This window comes from Alkalihalobacillus alcalophilus ATCC 27647 = CGMCC 1.3604 (assembly GCF_000292245.2).
Classification (GTDB): domain Bacteria; phylum Bacillota; class Bacilli; order Bacillales; family Bacillaceae_D; genus Alkalihalobacillus; species Alkalihalobacillus alcalophilus.
Genome location: NZ_ALPT02000029.1, coordinates 1 through 19,035 on the forward strand (window position 1 = coordinate 1; position 19,035 = coordinate 19,035).

General features: G+C 38.9%; 10 protein-coding genes and 1 pseudogene. 4 read left to right on the plus strand and 7 right to left on the minus strand.

Annotation, left to right across the window (positions count from 1 at the left end; all coding sequences use genetic code 11):
- Positions 1–295: 295 nt before the first annotated feature.
- A complete protein-coding gene (locus BALCAV_RS09440; RefSeq protein ID WP_003321695.1) occupies positions 296–2,317 on the minus strand; it encodes an ABC transporter ATP-binding protein in 2,022 nt (673 codons plus the stop codon).
- Positions 2,314–4,065 carry an ABC transporter ATP-binding protein gene (locus BALCAV_RS09445; RefSeq protein WP_040323828.1) on the minus strand — a complete coding sequence of 584 codons (1,752 nt, stop codon included), beginning with the start codon at positions 4,063–4,065 and terminating at the stop codon, positions 2,314–2,316. The genes BALCAV_RS09440 and BALCAV_RS09445 overlap by 4 nt, the downstream gene beginning before the upstream one ends.
- 751 nt (positions 4,066–4,816) lie before the next feature.
- On the opposite strand from BALCAV_RS09445, the gene BALCAV_RS09450 reads away from it, so the two are divergent.
- Positions 4,817–5,017, plus strand: a complete 201-nt coding sequence (locus tag BALCAV_RS09450; protein ID WP_003324633.1) for a hypothetical protein — start codon at positions 4,817–4,819, stop codon at positions 5,015–5,017.
- 310 nt (positions 5,018–5,327) lie between these two features.
- Here the strand turns inward: BALCAV_RS09450 and BALCAV_RS09455 are convergent, their stop codons facing one another.
- The 3 genes from BALCAV_RS09455 to BALCAV_RS09465 all read right to left on the minus strand — a co-directional run bounded on the left by BALCAV_RS09455 (position 5,328) and on the right by BALCAV_RS09465 (position 9,653).
- A complete protein-coding gene (locus BALCAV_RS09455; protein WP_040323832.1) occupies positions 5,328–5,912 on the minus strand; it encodes a hypothetical protein in 585 nt (194 codons plus the stop codon).
- 1,444 nt (positions 5,913–7,356) lie between these two features.
- Positions 7,357–8,706 (minus strand): RNA polymerase factor sigma-54, encoded by a 1,350-nt coding sequence (rpoN, locus tag BALCAV_RS09460; protein ID WP_003322790.1) that lies wholly within the window; start codon positions 8,704–8,706, stop codon positions 7,357–7,359.
- 23 nt (positions 8,707–8,729) lie between these two features.
- Positions 8,730–9,653, minus strand: a complete 924-nt coding sequence (locus BALCAV_RS09465) for a proline dehydrogenase family protein (protein WP_003322788.1) — start codon at positions 9,651–9,653, stop codon at positions 8,730–8,732.
- A gap of 439 nt (positions 9,654–10,092) precedes the next feature.
- On the opposite strand from BALCAV_RS09465, the gene BALCAV_RS09475 reads away from it, so the two are divergent.
- A complete protein-coding gene (locus BALCAV_RS09475) occupies positions 10,093–11,670 on the plus strand; it encodes a sigma-54 interaction domain-containing protein (protein ID WP_003320506.1) in 1,578 nt (525 codons plus the stop codon).
- 528 nt (positions 11,671–12,198) lie between these two features.
- Entirely contained in the window at positions 12,199–13,749 is a 1,551-nt protein-coding gene (gene pruA, locus BALCAV_RS09480; RefSeq protein ID WP_003320507.1) for an L-glutamate gamma-semialdehyde dehydrogenase, read from the plus strand.
- Between the two features lie 534 nt (positions 13,750–14,283).
- Here pruA and BALCAV_RS09485 read toward each other — a convergent pair.
- Both BALCAV_RS09485 and BALCAV_RS09490 read right to left on the minus strand, forming a co-directional pair.
- Positions 14,284–15,476 (minus strand): annotated as a pseudogene (locus tag BALCAV_RS09485) (ornithine--oxo-acid transaminase).
- A 221-nt stretch (positions 15,477–15,697) separates the two neighbouring features.
- Entirely contained in the window at positions 15,698–16,957 is a 1,260-nt protein-coding gene (locus tag BALCAV_RS09490) for an MFS transporter (RefSeq protein WP_040323835.1), read from the minus strand.
- Positions 16,958–17,392: 435 nt separating this feature from the next.
- On the opposite strand from BALCAV_RS09490, the gene BALCAV_RS09495 reads away from it, so the two are divergent.
- Positions 17,393–19,030: a multicopper oxidase family protein gene (locus BALCAV_RS09495; protein WP_003320510.1), complete on the plus strand. Its 1,638-nt coding sequence runs from the start codon at positions 17,393–17,395 to the stop codon at positions 19,028–19,030.
- Positions 19,031–19,035: the final 5 nt, after the last annotated feature.

Genomic DNA, 19,035 nt, shown 5'->3' on the forward strand with positions numbered 1-19,035 from the left:
CATCCTCTTTTTTCATTACCTATTCCCCTTTTTTCGCACCGTAATCAGAGGCACTCTTCTTTTTCATTACCTATCCTCGTTTATAGATACTGTTTAACTTACAGACAGGAGCCTCCGAACCTTATTAACTTTAATTAGAAGAACATTTTCCACTTTCTACCTTTAAAAACACAAAAAAAGCCGCCCTCATAAGATCATTTTCATAACCTTATGGGACAGCCCTTCTTCTATGAGAAATCTATTTCAATCAATTTTCTTTTCTTCTTGTTCCACGTTCATTAAAGATTAGAAACCTTTAACCTACTTTGCTTTCTTCTTTTACTTGCTGCTGAAGCTGATACATTTTCGCATAATTTTGTTCAAGCTTCATTAACTCATCATGTGTTCCTTGTTCAACGATTTTTCCTTTATCAAGAACAAGAATTTGATCCGCGTTTTTAATCGTGGATAGACGGTGGGCAATAATAAAAGTCGTACGCCCTTCTTTTAATGTATCCATCGCTTTTTGAATAATGGTTTCCGTCTCCGTATCGATATTTGATGTTGCTTCATCTAAAACAAGAATCGCTGGATTGACAACTAATGCTCTGGCAAAGCTAATTAACTGTCTTTCCCCACTTGATAAAGTACTTCCTTTTTCTTTTACTTCTTCATCCAAAATATTATCCAGTCGTGAAAAGACTTGTTTGCCACCAACTAATTCAAGGGCATGCTCCACTTCTTCTCTCGTAATATCATTTCGATTTAACGTAATATTCGTTTCGATCGTCCCCGTAAACAAATATGGTTCCTGCAACACAATCCCCATGTGCTCACGTAATGTCTGACGTGGAATGTCCTTAATATCTTGACCATCTAACCTGATTGCCCCTTTTTGACAATCATAAAAACGAAATAAAAGATTCATGATTGAACTTTTCCCTGAACCAGTATGACCAACTAAAGCGATCGTCTGACCTGGTTTTGCCGTAAAGGATAAATGTTTCAACACATATTCATCTTCTTTATAACTGAAGCTCACATCATCAAATGTAATTTCACCCTTTGGACGCTTCATAACTTCTTCTGCTACATCTTCGCCTTCTTTATCCATAAGTTCAAATACACGTTCCCCAGCAACACGAGCTTGCTCTAAGTTTGCTAACTGGTTCACAATACGGTTAATCGGTTCAAATAAACGGTTAATATAGTCAACAAACGCGTAGAGAATCCCTAATGTTAAAACAGCTCCAACACCTGTTTGAGCTCCTCCTAAAAACCAGATTAACCCAACCATAATCATGTTTCGAAGCACAGCCGTTAAATTATGTGACGTTAAAGAATTTAAGCGGAGCATCTTATTTTGAGCAGTAAAATGCTGTTCATTCAATGTGCCAAAGGTTTTTTCGCGACCTTTTTCTTTACGAAAAGCTTGAATGATTTCCATCCCTTGAATCGATTCATTTAACGACGCATTAATTTCACTATTTTTCGAACGAATTTCATGATTATATTTAGACGCAAACTTACGGTAAAGCACAATCCAAACCCATAATATCGGGATGAGAACGAGTGCCCCTGCCGCTAACCTAGCATCTAACAGGAATAATGCCGTATAAATTCCGATCATATAAATCACACTTGAGAAGAAATTCGCTAACACGGCGACATATAACTCTCGTACGGCTTCCGTGTCATTTGTAACGCGAGCAACGACCTTACCAGCCGGCAAATTATCAAAAAACCGAACAGGTAAACGGGATAGATGGTTAAATACATCCGTCCGTAGCTTTTGAATAATTCGATTCGCCGCCTTTTGTAAATAAAAGCGTTGACCATATTGGAAAAACGAAGCAAAAATGATTAAGCCTAAATAAAATAAAAGCCAATACACAACCGGCATAATTTCCGGTCTATAAAAATCCATCACTTCCGAAGCAGATAATGCAATCGCTTCAGAAACAAAAGTGTCATCGGCATTCGTAATCGTCAGTTCACCGTTTTCAAAACTCTTTTCACCATCAAACGGGATAAGCTGATTCGTAACGTAAAAGCTTAAACCAATTTGTACAATTTGAATCGCATTCCCCCTATCACTTCCATCTGATAGACGAGATTCACGTATATACCAAGTTTCATTATATAAAACAGCCTGCTCCTGCTCGACCGTTTCAATCCAAGGCTCCTCTATCCCCATAATATGATTATCAATAATCGTTTTTGCAATAAAAGGACCTGTTAGCTCTGCCGCCACACTGACAGATAATAAGATAAGAGCAAAAATGATCGTTTTTTTACTCGAAAGGGCGTATTGATAAAGTCTTTTTCCTACTGTCATGTAAGAGCACCCCCTCCTGTAGATAATGTCTGTCTATCCACTTGTGTTTTGTACCAGCCGTTTTGTTGAATAAGTTGTTCATGCGTTCCTTGTTCTACGACTTTTCCTTCATCAAATACAAGGATTAAATCGGCATGCTCAACTGCAGACATTCGATGCGTTGTAATAATCGTTGTTTTTCCTTTGCGCTCTTCTTGAATATTTTTGACGATTAAAGCTTCCGTTTTGGCATCAACAGCTGATAGTGAATCGTCCAAAATCAATATTTCGGGGTCTGATATCAAGGCTCTAGCAATTGAAATTCGTTGTTTTTGGCCTCCAGATAAAGCAACTCCTTTTTCTCCCACAAGTGTTTCCAATCCCTCTGGCAAAAAGGCTAAATCTTGTTCAAAAGCAGAGAGACGAATCGCCTTTTCAAGATCTTCCTCCGATGCACCTTCTTTACCAACTAATATGTTTTCTTCGACACTTTGAGAAAATAAAATATGCTCTTGTGGTACATAGCCGATCCAAGATCGAACTTGTTCCTTCGTTTGATCAGCGATTGAATGCTCCCCAACTTTAATGGAGCCTTGACCCATCGGATAAAACTTTAATAATTGCTTTACAAAAGTCGTTTTCCCACTCCCGGTCCTGCCGACTACGCCAATCGTTTCACCAGAATGAGCCAATGCCGAAACATCCTGAAGCTGTGCATGCTTAGTAGATGGGTATTTAAATGTTACATCATTAAAATTGATTTTATCAGGGTATTGCTGGATAGCTGCATTTGCCGGATCGACAACATCTTGTTTGATCGCTAGTGTTTGATTAACACGATCTAAAGATGCACTTCCCCGTTGCAAAATATTTATAAGCTCCCCTACTGCAAACATTGGCCAAATCATCATTCCTAAATAAATGTTAAATGTGACAAGTTGACCTAATGAAATTTGTTGTTGAAACACTAGGTAAGAACCGTAACCAATTCCTATTACATAACTCATCCCCACTAAAATATTTATCACGGGTTCAAATAATGCATCCGTTTTAGCCACTTGAAGATTCTTTTTATACACATCTTCGCTCATATCTCGGAATTTCTTTTCATCAAGGCGTTCTTTCCGAAACGCTCGAATGACTCTCATCCCTGCAACCGATTCTAGAACACGGTCATTTAACTTACCAAATGCATCTTGTGCTGACGTGAATCGAGTATGAATTTGCTTTCCTAAAATTGAAATAAAAATAGCCATAATCGGTAACGGTAAAATCGCTGCGAGCGTTAATTTCCAATCTACTAAAATACACATCGCTACTAAAACCGTTAACATAAAGACACTCGAATCAACTAACGTCAAAATTCCAAAACCAGCCGTCATCGAAACAGCCTTTAAATCATTTGTTCCTCTCGCCATTAAATCGCCCGTTCTTTGCTTTTCATAGAACGGTGGATCCATTTTTAATAAATGTCTCATAAACGTTTTCCGAAGCTTCCTTTCTAGGACAAAGGCACCTCCAAATAACTTAGACATCCATATATACGTAAAGCCATAACTGACAATCGTCACAATAACAAATACCCCAATGAGCGTCCAAAAAACAGACCCACTTAATTGACCCATTTGAAAATAATCAATCGCTCGACCAATTAAACTTGGTGGGATAATATCAATAATTCCAACTAGTATTAGAAGCAATAGGGCAATCGTATACCTCCGCCACTCTTCTTTAAAAAACCATGATAATTGTTTAAAAATCCTAAACATCCAATTTCCTCCCTCTTCGTTCAACTAACCGCCTTCTAACTCTCCCATTGATAAGATTTGAGCTCTAGGCACTATCATAACCCTTCTCCTCCTTCGTTTACTTGATCAAACTTAGTGTCTTCATAAAGCCACTGAAAATATTTTCACTTAATATACTCCGCCAGCTGGATGCCTACGCGTTCCGCGGGTGAACCGGGAGTATCCGGACATTCCGCTCGCTCCGCTTTGGTCATATAATGAACACTTTTTGCTCGATTACCACCCATTTGAAATATATACCTTACTTTTTAGTGGCCTAGTATTCACAAGTAGGAGCCCTTTTATCACAGCATGAAAAAAAGCATACCGCTTAGTCGCGATATGCTTTGTTCACCATAAACAAATAGCACAATCAAAAGAATAAACGACGACTAGGAAGCCGTCCCCTATTATACAAACCCCTACTGGTGTATACAAAGAAAAGGAGACGGTACTTTTATACAGTTGTGATAACGCTGTTGATCAAATGTAATGAATGTACGCATGGTCCCGCTCCTCCTTTTCTGAAATAATTAGTTTGATTACATTCAAAATATTAGCCGATATTTCCAACAATTGCAAGACGTTTTTTCATAATTTCGAAAAATATAAGCCGATTTAGGTAAATACCCAATCTCATGACCGTCCTTCACTCTTTATGGTTGTCAACCATAAAATAAACTACAAGAAGCTATGAGTTTCTTACCGAAACAATAAAAGGTGGTGTTCATTCATGGGATTTTATGGTGGCGGTTATACTCCATATAACTATTGTCCTCCCCCTCCACCTCCTCCTTGCTATGGTGGTGGCTACGGCGGTGGCTTTGGTGGTGGCGGATTTGGTATTGCCATTGTTATCGTACTCTTCCTCTTCATCATTATCTGCTGCGGCGGTGGTGGCTTTGGAGGCGGCTATGGCGGAGGATACAAATAAAACACCCTCATAGCGGCAAGAAAGCAAGCGAAAGAAACGAAATAAAGGAGAGAGACTTTTAAAAGAATGGGGTTGTCCACAGTCATGAAAATGACCTTTGAGGGTTCAGCCCCTTTTTGAATGTTATAACTCCCGAGATGGGAGGCACGCATCCACAAGCGAGCTCCATTACCAATTACTAATTTTTTCTTATCCCATTCTCACTCAACAAAAAAGACTACTCAACTGGCCAAATGACCTTTTGAATAGTCTCAACTATATATAACTATATCTTTTAATATGACTTTATACATTTCCACTATCCCATTGCTCACACGCTCTTCTCAAATCGGCTTGGCTTTAGGAATAGTTCTATTCGTTTGTTTTCTTCTAAATATGGATAATAGCATACTTTACCGGCGAAAACCGGCTCTAAGTATTCTGATTCTGGAAAATGACGTGGTTGCATTAAGTTCGGTGAGAACTTTGCAATCGGTACTTCCCCTTCATTTAATACGGTCGCTACAAACTGAGAGCAGAAAAATGCATTTTTGCGCTTAAAATCATATTTACACATTAACGCAACCATACCAAGAATATTATACCGATACATTTCGCGTTGAATCGAGATTTGCTCCACTTTCCGTTTCATTCGCTCAAAATCCCGCTCACTAACCTCACAACGATATACTTCACAATTAGCTCTTTGAAAAATAAATGAGTGCATATCCTCTTTCACAAATCCACCAACAAATGGATTATGCGGGCGCTTCCGTCCGAAGCTATAAACCTCAGTAAGTTCTTTATTAAACGAAATCGAAACATGATTCAATTGTTCTTTTGTATACAGTCTGATGGCCTTTGCAAATAAAGTACCTGTGTCAGATAATAAAATATAAATATATCTTTTCCTCATAGAAATCAACCCTTGCTCCTCAATTAAAGGCTTAATAAAATAAATAAAATAGAATGAATGCAAAATAATTTTCCCTCTTACATTATCATCAATAAAAAAGATAAAGAGAACAATCTTGAGGGTGATTGGTTCTCAGCCTTAAGACGGATATTCCCCAAGTAGAAGAATTGGGAGCCCTACAGATACACCATAAACAAGACATAAATTTCCATTCACATAAATTGACAACATTGATAAAATAACCTATTTTTTTCAAATTAAATAATACATACATTCTACATAACTATCGATAAGATTACTATCTTTTTTTACTTTTACATGATGTGGCTTTTATAACATTAGACGAACAAAAATAAATAAACCCCTACACTCTTTCAATAATAAATGCATTCAATAAGTGACCTATTAATTATACGTTTATCATCACCTTTTTGTTTCAACTCTAAAAAAAAACTTCTATATCAGAAAGCAAATGCTTTGAATAGAAGTTTTAGACCCTATTTTATTTATTCCTTTACTCAACTTTCGCATCGAGAAAATCCGTTCAACGAGTTGGCAGAGAGAAAGGGAAGCGCTTAAACAATTGCCCTTGACACGTTTGAAAAGCGAGAACGTACTATCACACATAACGGATAAATTGCGCAGTAAGAAAAAAAGAATAGGCCCTCCGACGGTCGCTCCCAAACAGACACTCCGCGTCCTTGCCGAGAACCTCATGAGCCTCCTCAGCGTTTCACGCTTGCGGGGTCTCATTGAACGGTTTATTCCTGCGGGAGTCTCCGTGTCTGTTTGTCCGCTAGATAATGGAATCGAATCTAGGTTCGGTTTTCTCATTGAATAAAAAAACAGTCATGACTTCAACGTACATGAGCTTGAGAATGATTTTTCTCTTTCCATGACTAATTCCGTTACAGTTGTAAACCAATCCGTGTGGATGCTCTGTACGTTAGCTAGATGATCGAGCTTGTTTCGATTGGAATCCTGTCTTTTCATGACGGCAGACTTAGGAAAAAAATAGGGGGCAACGACCTATTTAGTTCCATAACCAACAATGTGAAGAAGATGGTCCTTCTGCGTTAGAAATAGCTGATTTGGAAAGAGTAATATCATCAAGCCTCTCCACGACACTTAGCGGACAAAACCATACGGAGACTCCCGCGGGAATAAACCGCGGAGCGAGACCCCGCAAGGCTTGCCGAGGAGGCTCGCCAGGTTCCCGCAGGACGCGGAGTATGGTTTTGGTAGCGACAGCCGAAGCGCTTCATTTAGTGAACAGATTCCTTCAACAGCCTACGAAGAGATGTGTTCAGACGGTCAACGATTGAACCGTTCATGTAAAGTCAATTTGAGTATTGTATCGCCCTAAAGTCAATCTCTATCAACGGTTAAGGGTCAATCATACGCTGCGAAAGTTGAGTTCCTTTACAATAAAACCATTTTTCTCCTAGGCATATCTTCTTCGTTTACTAGAAGACGGTATCCTCAATTCATCACGATATTTAGCAATCGCTCTTCTCGATATTTCAATTTGGTGTTCCTTTTGCAAATAGTCGACCAATTTCTGATCAGACAATGGCTTTTCTTTATTTTCTTTTGCAATTAACTGCTTTAATAACTGCTTAATCGATTCAGATGTGTTTGCTGAATCCTCTCGATTAGAACTTACAGCCGATGAAAAAAAGGCTTTCAATTCCAATAATCCTTTTGGCGATTGTAAATATTTATTACTTGTCACCCGACTCACTGTAGATTCATGAATCTCTAGCTCATCTGCTACATCCTTTAAAATAAGAGGCCTTAAAGAAGCATTTTTGAAAATAAAATCAGCTTGATGACGAACAATCACTTCCGTTACTCTTTTTAATGTGGATTGTCTTTTTTCAATACTCGTTAACAGCCATTTTACTTCTTCATGCTTCAAGCGAACATATTTAGTCACATCTTCATTTGGATTATGCATCATCTTTACATATTGCTGATTCACCGTGATACGTGGGATTCTCTCCATATGAACATAGACTTTAACTTCATTTGTCTCCTTATCTAAGTAAACACTCACATCTGGAGTTACATATCTCGTTAAACTTGATTGAAAATTTAAACCTGGCCTCGGCTGAAGTTGCTGTATAAAGTCATAAGCTTGTTGCACTTCTAAAAGATCAATCGAACAACTTTTGGCAATCTCCTTCCATCTCTTATTCGCCAAATTGTCAAGATGATCTGCGACAATTTGCTCAACTAAGAGATGACGAGATTCTAACTGTTGCAATTGGATTAACAAACATTCCTTTAGTGTTCTTGCTCCAACTCCGTATGGTTCAAACTGCTGTAAGGTCGATAATATTTCCTCTGCCTCTTCAAATGATATTTTTAATTCTGAACACAATTCATCTAATGGATAGGATAAATAACCATCATCGGTTAAATGATTAATAAAATAACATAGCCGCTCAAATTGAATACTAGTAAGTGGCAAAAATCTAGCTTGTTCCATTAAATAAGGATGTAGACCTGTTGACTCTTCAGAAATTTGTTCAAGCCAATTTGTCTCACTTTCCATTCCGCTTGATTGTCGAGCTCTTCTCACCTCATAATCCGGCTGAAACTCATCGTTTTTAGTGGCCTCTTTTTCAGTTTGCATCTCAACTTCCAATAATGGATTTTCTAACGCTTGTTCTTCAATATGAGCAATTAATTCATGCGTTGACAATTGAAGCAAGGATATGGCGTGACGTAGTTCTGTTGTCATATATAAGTCAGTGCGCTGCTTTTGAACCAAACTAAAATCAAGCATCCTCGTTCACTCCTTACAAGATTTTACTTGTTTGAGAAGAGTCCTCGGAGAGCAAACTTTACATTTTGCGGCCGCTCAGCTAATCTCCTCATAAAGTAACCATACCAATCTTTCCCAAACGGTACATAGACTCTCATCGTATACCCTTCATCGGCAATACTTTGTTGCATTTCCGTTCTCATGCCATACAACATTTGAAACTCAAACTGTGACTTAGGAATATTATTCTCTTTCGCAAACGCTTTCACCTTCTTAATTATATGATGATCATGGGAAGCAATTGCTGTATATTTTCCATTTAACAAATGTTTTTTTATAATATTGAAATAATTCTCATCAACTTTCTCTTTCTCTTGGTAAGCAACCGTGGCTCGCTCTTTATAAGCGCCTTTTACTAATCGTAAGCTAAGATCCTGTAATTCGTCTACATCTTTTTCAGCTCGATGCAAATAAGCTTGAATCACGGTTCCAATATTTTCATAATCTTTCCTTAACTCGGCTAAAATATCTAGTGTTTTCTGACACCTCGTATAGTCCTCCATATCAATTCTCATGAAGATATCGTGTTTTTTGGCTACACGGACAATCTTCTTCATATTCTCCAAACAAAATTCAGCATTTATATCAAGTCCAAGTTGGGTCAGCTTGACCGACATATGTGAAGAAACTCCTGAAGCCGCAATCGCTTCAAGCGTCTGAATCGCCATAGCTGTTGACTCTAAAGCTTCTTCTTTACTCTGCACATACTCGCCTAAATGATCGACTGTACAAACAAGACCTTTTTGATTTAATTCTTTTAATGATTCAATCATTTCTTCAATTGCAACTCCTGCCACAACTTGGGAAGCTCCAAATTTCAAGCCCCACTTTTTTGCCCCACTACTAATCAATCGATTATGCGATAAAAACAAAAAGAAATTTCGTGAAACCTTTTCAACCACCATCATAGCAATTTCCTCCTTTAATATAAAGCGTAGCCTGTTTGGTCAGAAGCGAGAGAAGTTGGATCACTCCTCCAGCTGCATACCCTACGCGTTCCGCGGATGAGTCGGGAGCCTCCTCAGCTATTCGCTGCGGGGTCTCCCGTTCCTCACTAATTCCGCTCGCTCCGTTTTGGTTAAACAAAAGCCATTCGGGTCAACTTTTCCTCAACTTATATACTTCAATCTATTGCAAATTCCGCGCCAAATATTTATTTTTCTAAGAAACTATTCCTCATAAAATTCATGCCGATTTTCCCGTCTTTTTCTTGCTCTATTACACAAGTTAAAACCTTCCTATAATTGAAAGCGAAAACATATAGAATTATTAGACATTTTTGTTTATGATGAAGAAAACAGTTATACACATTTGTCTTAATGAGTTTACATTTAGGAGGGCTTACTTTTGAAAACGGCTTTTCAACTTAAGGAAATGGCTAAACCATTAACCGAACGTCTACCAATCAATGAGATGAAAATAGTTTCTGAGGATTTGCATATACTCGACTTGCCCATGCTCGAACTCGGGCAGGATTTTCTATTAGAAAACGCTGAAGGAAACTTAGTTGGCTGGGTATCTATGGATGATTTTGTCCTAAAGCTTTTTCAATACACAAAAGAACTAAGTGCTGTTTACGACACTTTACTGACGAATGTGGAAGATGCAATTGCGATTACAGACATAAATGGCAATGTGACCGCTTGGAATCGCAAATCAGAAGAAATGTATCGACTAAAAAAAGAAGAAATTATCGGACAACCAATTACCAACTTTTTCGAAAAAGAAGCTCTTATTTTATTATCGACCATGCAAACGCAGCTTGGTGTTAATCAGCACTACAATCAACCACGACCAAACGTACATGTACTCATTAACAGTGCACCGATCTATGTCAACAATAAAATTATTGGCGGCCTTTCCATTGAGCGTGATATTACCGATATGGTAAAACTAAATGAACACCTATCTGAAACAACGGCATACTTGCATGATTTAGAACAGAATGTCAATGGAGACGCCGAGCCATCTTTTCAAAAAATAAAAGGTAGAAGTACCAAACTACAAGAAGCTATTACATTAGCTAAAAAAGTTGCTAGTACAGATGCCCCGGTTCTAATTACGGGGGAAAGTGGTGTCGGTAAAGAGCTTTTTGCAGAAGGTATTCACCAAGCAAGCAAACGGAACAAAAAGCCCTTTATTGCAATTAATTGTGGAGCGATTCCGAATGCATTATTTGAAAGTGAGCTTTTTGGTTATGAACAAGGAGCCTTTACCGGAGCTGCACGCGGAGGTAAAAAGGGGAAATTTGATTTAGCCAAAGGGGGTACCCTCTTCTTAGATGAAGTTGGTGAGATGCCACTTGAGCTCCAAGTAAAATTATTACGTGTTCTTCAAGAAAAACAATATTATCGCGTCGGTGGAACGGAATCAATTCCATTTGACGTTCGCATCATTACAGCTACGAATCGTGATATTGAGCAAATGGTTTTAGATGGTCGCTTCAGAGAGGACCTCTACTACCGCCTGAATGTGATCGCGATTCACGTCCCACCTTTGCGGGAAAGAATCGAGGACGTCCCAGCTCTCGTCCAGTTATTTTTGAAAGAGTTTTCTTTTAAATACTCAACACCAGCACCACATATCGATTCAGAAGTTATGTATGCGTTTATGCAACATCGTTGGAAAGGGAACATTAGACAGTTGAGGAATATCATTGAACGACTCGTCATACTCGGAAGTGATACTGATACAATTAATGCTAAACATCTGCCTCCAAATTTTTTCGAATCACAACAAACAAAACTTACTGAGCCACTAGGTGAAAGTACTCCTACTATAGAAGATACTAGTCACTCTATTAATAAAGAGCAAATTGTAAGCGCCCTAGACAAAACATACGGCAACCGCTCTGCCGCAGCCAAAATCTTAGGAATATCAAGAGCCACATTATATAACAAAATGAAAAAATACAAATTAAACTAGTTTGCCTTTTTAATAACCTTTTCTTAGTAACCTTGCAACTAATCCAGAATGATAACCTCTTTTCTTCGGCTATCTTCCGGATTAGTTTTTTTTCTTATTTACCTTCCTAAAAAACGTTGAATGACCTTACTGCCTAAAGTTTGAATCTAGTTGGCCTCCCCCTTTGTTGCTTCTGACTTTACCTCCATTATTTATCTTTCATTCTAAAAATCCCATAGCACTTCAGAGACTTAAAACAGCTTTTCTACCAGTTATTTAGCTATCAAATCTGTTTTTAGTCAAATGAATAAACAAAACTGTCTAAACATTTACACTTATGTATAAATTAAATTAAACGATTACATTAAAATAAATCATTATATTTTAATAGAAAGCTATCTGTCAGCAATGAACACTCCTTGGTTCGTTAAATAAAAAGTTGGCATATAAATTGCATAATAGTTCATTAGACAATCAAATAGACAAAATTTATAAAAGATCTTTGTCTTAAGCCTTACTTAAAATTCAAAATCGAAAGGATGATCTCTCATGACTTGGGATTACAAACATGAACCATTTACAGATTTTAGCGATAGCACCAATCAAGCGGCATTTAAGGAAGCTTTAGCTTTAGTAAAGAAAGAATTAGGTAAAGAATATCCAATTGTAATTGGTGGTAAGAAAATTTTTACCGAGGATAAAATTGTTTCCGAGAATCCATCCAATCATAAAGAAATTGTCGGTTATGTTTCAAAAGCATCACGCGATCATGCGGAGCAAGCCCATGAAGCGGCTCAGGAAGCATTTAAAACGTGGAAAACATGGTCGGCTGAGTCTCGTTCGGCGATTCTTTTCCGTGCGGCAGGGTTAATTCGTAAAAGAAAACATGAATTTTCAGCTTACCTTGTTTATGAAGCTGGGAAACCGTGGAAAGAAGCAGATGCCGATACAGCTGAAGGCATCGACTTCCTCGAATATTACGGCAGACAAATGCTTTCTTTAAAAGATGGCGTCAAAATTCATAGTCGTGAGCAAGTCGAGCATAATCAATACAACTACATTCCATTAGGAGTTGGGGTAACAATTTCTCCTTGGAATTTCGCCTTTGCGATTATGGCAGGAACGACGATTGCCCCAGTTGTTGCTGGTAATACCGTTCTTTTAAAGCCAGCAAGTACGACTCCTGTTATCGCCTATAAGTTTATGGAAATATTAGAAGAAGCAGGACTTCCGGCAGGAGTTGTCAACTTCATTCCAGGCAGCGGTTCTGAAATCGGTGACTATTTAGTTGACCATCCGAAAACGGCTTTTGTTAACTTTACAGGCTCCAAAGATGTTGGGGTTCGCATTTATGAACGTGCGGCAAAAGTACATCCTGGTCAGAAATGGTTCAAACGTGTAGCGATTGAAATGGGCGGAAAAGATACAATCATCGTTGATAATGACAGCAATATCGAAACAGCAGTCCAATCGATCGTACAATCCGCGTTCGGTTTCTCTGGACAAAAATGTTCCGCTTGCTCAAGAGCCGTTATACACGAAGATGTCTATGATGAAGTATTAGAAAAAGTCGTCGCAGAAACAGAAAAATTAACCGTTGGTGACCCTACTGATTACACAAATTATATGGGACCGGTTAATGATCAAGCTGCTTTTGATAAAGTGAAACAATATATTGAAATTGGGTCTTCTGAAGGGAAACTAATGGTTGGAGGAACAGGCGATAATTCAACAGGATACTTTGTGAATCCAACCGTATTTGCAGACGTTGCCCCAGATGCACGACTTATGCAAGAAGAAATTTTCGGACCGGTTGTCGCCTTCTCAAAAGCGAAGGATTTTGACCACTTATTAGAAATTGCTAATAACACAGAGTACGGTCTAACGGGAGCGATTATCTCGAATAATCGTGAACATCTTGAAAGAGCTCGTCATGAGTTCCATGTCGGCAACCTTTATTTCAACCGCAGTTGTACGGGTGCGATCGTTGGTTATCAACCATTTGGTGGATTTAATATGTCTGGTACAGACTCTAAAGCGGGCGGACCCGATCATTTATTATTATTCTTACAACCAAAAACCGTTTCAGATGCTTTATAAGAGTTAATATTCATTTAATGTTAGCTAGAAAGGGCTCTCTCAAAAGGTCATATCGCCTTTTGGGAGGCCTTTTTTGGTTGATGAGCATCGTTATCGGGATTGGTAATGTAATTTGGTAATTATTCAAATTACATTGCGTATAACCTCTAATTCGTAATGTAATTTCCCACTCTGACTAATTACGGTGCGTATAACCTCTAATTCGTAATGTAATCCGGTGATGACACTAATTACGGTGCGTATAACCTTTAATTCGTAATGTAATTTCCCACTCTGACTAATTACGGTGCGTATAATCCCTAATTCGTAATGAAATCCGCCCATAAACCAAATTACAGTGCGTATAATCCCTAATTCGTAATGAAATCCGCCCATAAACCAAATTACGGTGCGAATAACCCTTCATTCGTCCTGAAATTTTACAATCAATTCCTTCATTTAAAAAGCCTTCAAACAACAAAAGAAGCTCGTAAGTGACACAAAACCATCACCCACAAGCTTCTTTAATACTATTCGACTATCTTTCCCACCAAATCAACTACTCAATACCTTTTTTATCCGCTCAAGTGCCCAATCTAGCTCTTCTTTTTTTATAACTAGCGGTGGAGCAAAGCGAATAACTTTTTCATGTGTTTCCTTACATAAAAGGCCTTCTTCTTTTAACGACTCACAATATTTTCTAGCTGGTACTGTCAGCTCAACTCCGATAAATAAGCCTTTTCCACGAACTTCTTTAATAAGAGGATTGTCTATTTTCACTAGTTCAGCTTTCAAATATTCGCCTAGCTCAAACGAACGCCAGACCAATTTCTCTTCCTCAATCACATCCAGAGCCGCAATCGAAACCGCACACGCTAGTGGGTTCCCACCAAAAGTTGACCCATGTGATCCAGGCTCAAATACCCCTAAAATGTTTTGATTAGCCGCTACTACTGAAATCGGAAATACACCACCACCGAGGGCTTTCCCTAAAATATACATATCTGGCTCGACGCCTTCCCAGTCACAAGCAAACATTTTTCCCGTTCTCCCTAGCCCGACTTGAATTTCATCGGCAATAAAAAGAACATTTTGCTCCTGACAAACTTGAAAAGCTTCTTTTAAGAACCCCTCGTGTGGAACAATAATTCCTGCTTCTCCTTGAATCGGCTCTAACAGAAAAGCCGCTGTATTTTCGGTAATGGCCTCCTTTAAAGCATTTAGATCTCCATACGGAATAACTTTAATGCCAGGCAACATTGGCCCGAAACCTCTTTTATACTCTTCATTTGAAGAAAGCGATACGGCCGTCATCGTGCGCCCGTGAAAATTCTCTTCACAAACAATAATCTCGGCTTGATTTTCCTTCACACCTTTTATATCATAGGCCCATCTTCTCGCAGCCTTTACCGCTGTTTCAACCGCCTCTGCCCCTGTGTTCATTGGCAAAATCATTTCTTTTTCGTTAAGTGGGCTACTTTTTCATAAAAAGGAGCCAGTTGATCGTTATGAAAAGCTCTTGATGTTAAAGTAATGTTATCGGCCTGAGCTTTTAGTGCTTGAATGATTTTAGGATGGCAATGCCCCTGATTAACCGCCGAATAGGCACTAAGCATATCTAAGTATCGATTGCCCTCTGGATCCCAAACCCAAACGCCTTCTCCCTTATTGAGCACAACAGGTAGTGGATGATAATTATGGGCTCCGTATTTTTCCGTCTTTTTTAGAATCTCTGAAGTTGCTGTCATGTAAAAAACCCTCCTACTTCTTTTCGTTAAGTAGTTCCAAGTCCTTCCTATCCAAACCGGCCTCATTTTCATACATGAAGTCGAAACGTCTTACCTTTTTATCTCTCTATTATGTATTCCATTTCAAGTGACCGTTCTCCTTTTATCTGAAGGAAATTTGCTCGGAAACCCCTATAACTTATTACATTCTATTGATCATCCAAAAAAGGTGAAGACTCTCCTTATCTTCTTAACATCCACACGACAAACGGAATTAATAAAAAGGCTAAAACACCACCTGCTAACGACAATGTCGCAAAGCTTGAATGAGCCACAACCATCCCCGAAAGGGCCCCACCAGACGCTCCTGCTAAAGCGATTAGCACATCAACCGATCCTTGAGTCTTAGCCCGAGTTGTCGCTGTTGTTGCATCAACGATGATCGTTGTTCCACTTATTAATCCAAAGTTCCACCCTAACCCTAACAAAGCAAGGGCAATCATTAAATTCATTAACGAATCTGCAGGGCCAAACGCAGCAAAACAACCCGCTAAAATTAACGTCACACCCGCAGCGGTCGCCATAATCTTTCGCCCAACTTTATCCACCAATACTCCCGTAACTAAAGATGGCAAATACATCGCTGCTACGTGGACCGCAATAACTAATCCAATTTCACTTAAACCATGTCCATGATGTCCCATATGAACAGGTGTCATTGTCATAATCGCGACCATCACAATTTGGGTGGATACCATTACAGTTGCCCCAGCAATTACACCTTTTTTATTAAAAACTTCAACCGGTTCGGCCGCTCGTTGTTCCTCTGTTTTACGCTCATTCTTTTTCTTTTCCTTTTCCATTTTCTTAGCTAAAAGAAAAGGATCCGGTCTTAATAAGACAAAAATAACAAGACCCGCTAAAAGAAAAGCTACAGCTGCCAAAATAAAAGGGCCAGCAAGGGAAGGAATCCCCATCCGCTTAGCAAAATCGCCCATCACACTCACCAGATTTGGTCCGGCAACCGCTCCAAAGGTCGTAAATACCATCGCTATGCTAATCGCAGTTGCTCGTTGTCTCGGTTTAGCTAAGTCTGTGCCGGCGTATCGTGCTTGTAAATTAGTCGCTGTCCCCGCTCCATATATAAATAAAGAAAGAAATAATAGCCATATTTGACCAAAAAGAGCCGCAAAGACAACCCCAATCGCTCCTATTCCTCCGGCAAAAAAACCTAAGGATAATCCTAAACGGCGTCCAAATTGTTGCGTAGAACGCCCGACTACATAAGCAGCTAATGCTGATCCTAATGTAAATAGTGCTGTTGGCAACCCAGCATATGCATCTGTACCAAGCATTTCCTGTGCCAACAATGCCCCAACTGTAATTCCAGCCGCCAAACCAGCTCCACCAAAAATTTGTGAAATAACGACAATCCATAGGGTACGTTTATATACTTTTTCTTGCTGCTCGGGTGAAAGTGATTCACCCAACTCAACATGCATTTCCGATTGTTCTGACACCTCGTTCCATCCTTTCATCAACTAAGATTCAACATACTTTTAAAAGAGCCTCAACAAAAAGCAACTCCACATTTAACCATTACCAAACGTTTGGTTAATTTTTCAAAATCATCGCTTCTTTTATTCTATATATTTACCACACATTAATCTAGATTAATATGTTTGAAAAGCGAGTATCAACATGTTTAATAATTAATTTGAATGATGGCTTTTGCCCTTTCCAGCTCAGCTTTCGGCTTCATTCACTCATTATAATCCCTTTTCATTTTCATCCTGGTTTCAACCAATTTCTACCTCAATACCATCGGCCAAAAAAAACACCGATTATCTTTCTTCATCTACGCATGGCATTTGCCTAAGCATAATCTCCTCTCCTTCATAAAATAGATTAATACCTAGAAACAGGAGTTGAACTTAATGGCATTAGAAAAATTTGTCGATTCCCTACCAATTATGGAGACAGCTAAACCTACACATGTTGATGATAAAGGAGCTCATTATGAAATTGAAATGAAAGAGTTTACTCAAAAGCTTCACAGAGATTTAAAGCCGACACAATTATTTGGTTATAACTGTCAATACCCTGGACCAACGATTCATGCCCAAAGACACCAACCTGTTCATGTCAAATGGATCAATAACTTGCCTGACAGACATTTTTTACCGATAGATAAATCGATTCATCATCTCGATATGGAACCAGAAGTTCGTACAGTCGTTCATTTACACGGGGCTGAGACAAAAGCTGATAGTGATGGTTATCCAGAAGCTTGGTATACACGAGGATTCGAACAAAAGGGGCCATTATTTGAACGGGAAATCTATGAATATCCGAATGAGCAAAGAGCGGCGACATTATGGTATCACGACCATGCGATGGGCATTACGCGCTTAAATGTTTATGCCGGTCTAGAAGGGCTGTATTTGCTTCACGATAAGGCTGAAGATAGATTAAGATTACCAAGTGGAGACTATGATATTCCCCTCTTAATTCAAGATCGTACATTTAATGAAGATGATGGTTCCTTATTTTACCCTAGACAACCAAATAACCCTGGCCCCAATTTTCCCGATCCATGTATCGTTCCCTTTTTTGGAGGAAATACGATTTTAGTCAATGGAAAGGTTTGGCCTTATTTAGAAGTAGAGCCGAGAAAATATCGTTTTCGACTTTTAAATGGTTCGAACTCACGAGGGTACACACTTTTTCTAGATAACGAGCAAACCTTTTATCAAATCGCTTCTGATGGTGGACTATTAAGAAGAACCGTTCCTCTTACAGAATTCGAATTCGAGCCTGCCGAGCGAATTGAAGTGATTATCGACTTTTCAAAACATGCCGGGAAGACGATCACATTAAAAAATAACCTCGGTCCAAATGCTGATCCAGAAAATCCAATAGCCGATATTATGCAATTTCGAGTGACATTGCCACTCAAAGGAAGTGATCGAAGTCGGATCCCCAAACACCTATCAACGATACCTTGTTTAAGGCAAAATGACGTGACGAAGATCCGAAATTTAAAACTAAATGGTGGTGTCGATCATATCGGTCGAGCACTCCTTTTATTAGATAATCGTTTTTGGCATGACCCGATCACAGAAAATCCAATGCTTGGAGCAACTGAACTATGGAATATCATAAATGTGACTAATTTTGCTCATCCGGTCCATATTCATTTAATTCAATTTCAAGTGCTCGGCCATCAAGCATTTGATTTGTCTTTATATAATGAAACCGGCGAAATCCAACTGATCGGTCCGATGATTCCTCCTAAGGAAAATGAACGAGGCTGGAAAGATACCATTGCAGCTCCTGCTGGTCAAATCACGAAGCTCATTTGCCGATTTGCTCCATATGCAGGTCTGTATGTATGGCATTGTCACATTTTAGAACATGAAGATTACGACATGATGCGACCGATGAGAGTGGTCGATCCAACTGATGATACCCCTAGTCCTATTCCTCCAGACCACGGGCACAATCCCGATAATGATAATGGGACACCCATTGAACGACCAAGACCGAATCCACCTATCGATCACGATCATTAGGCAAG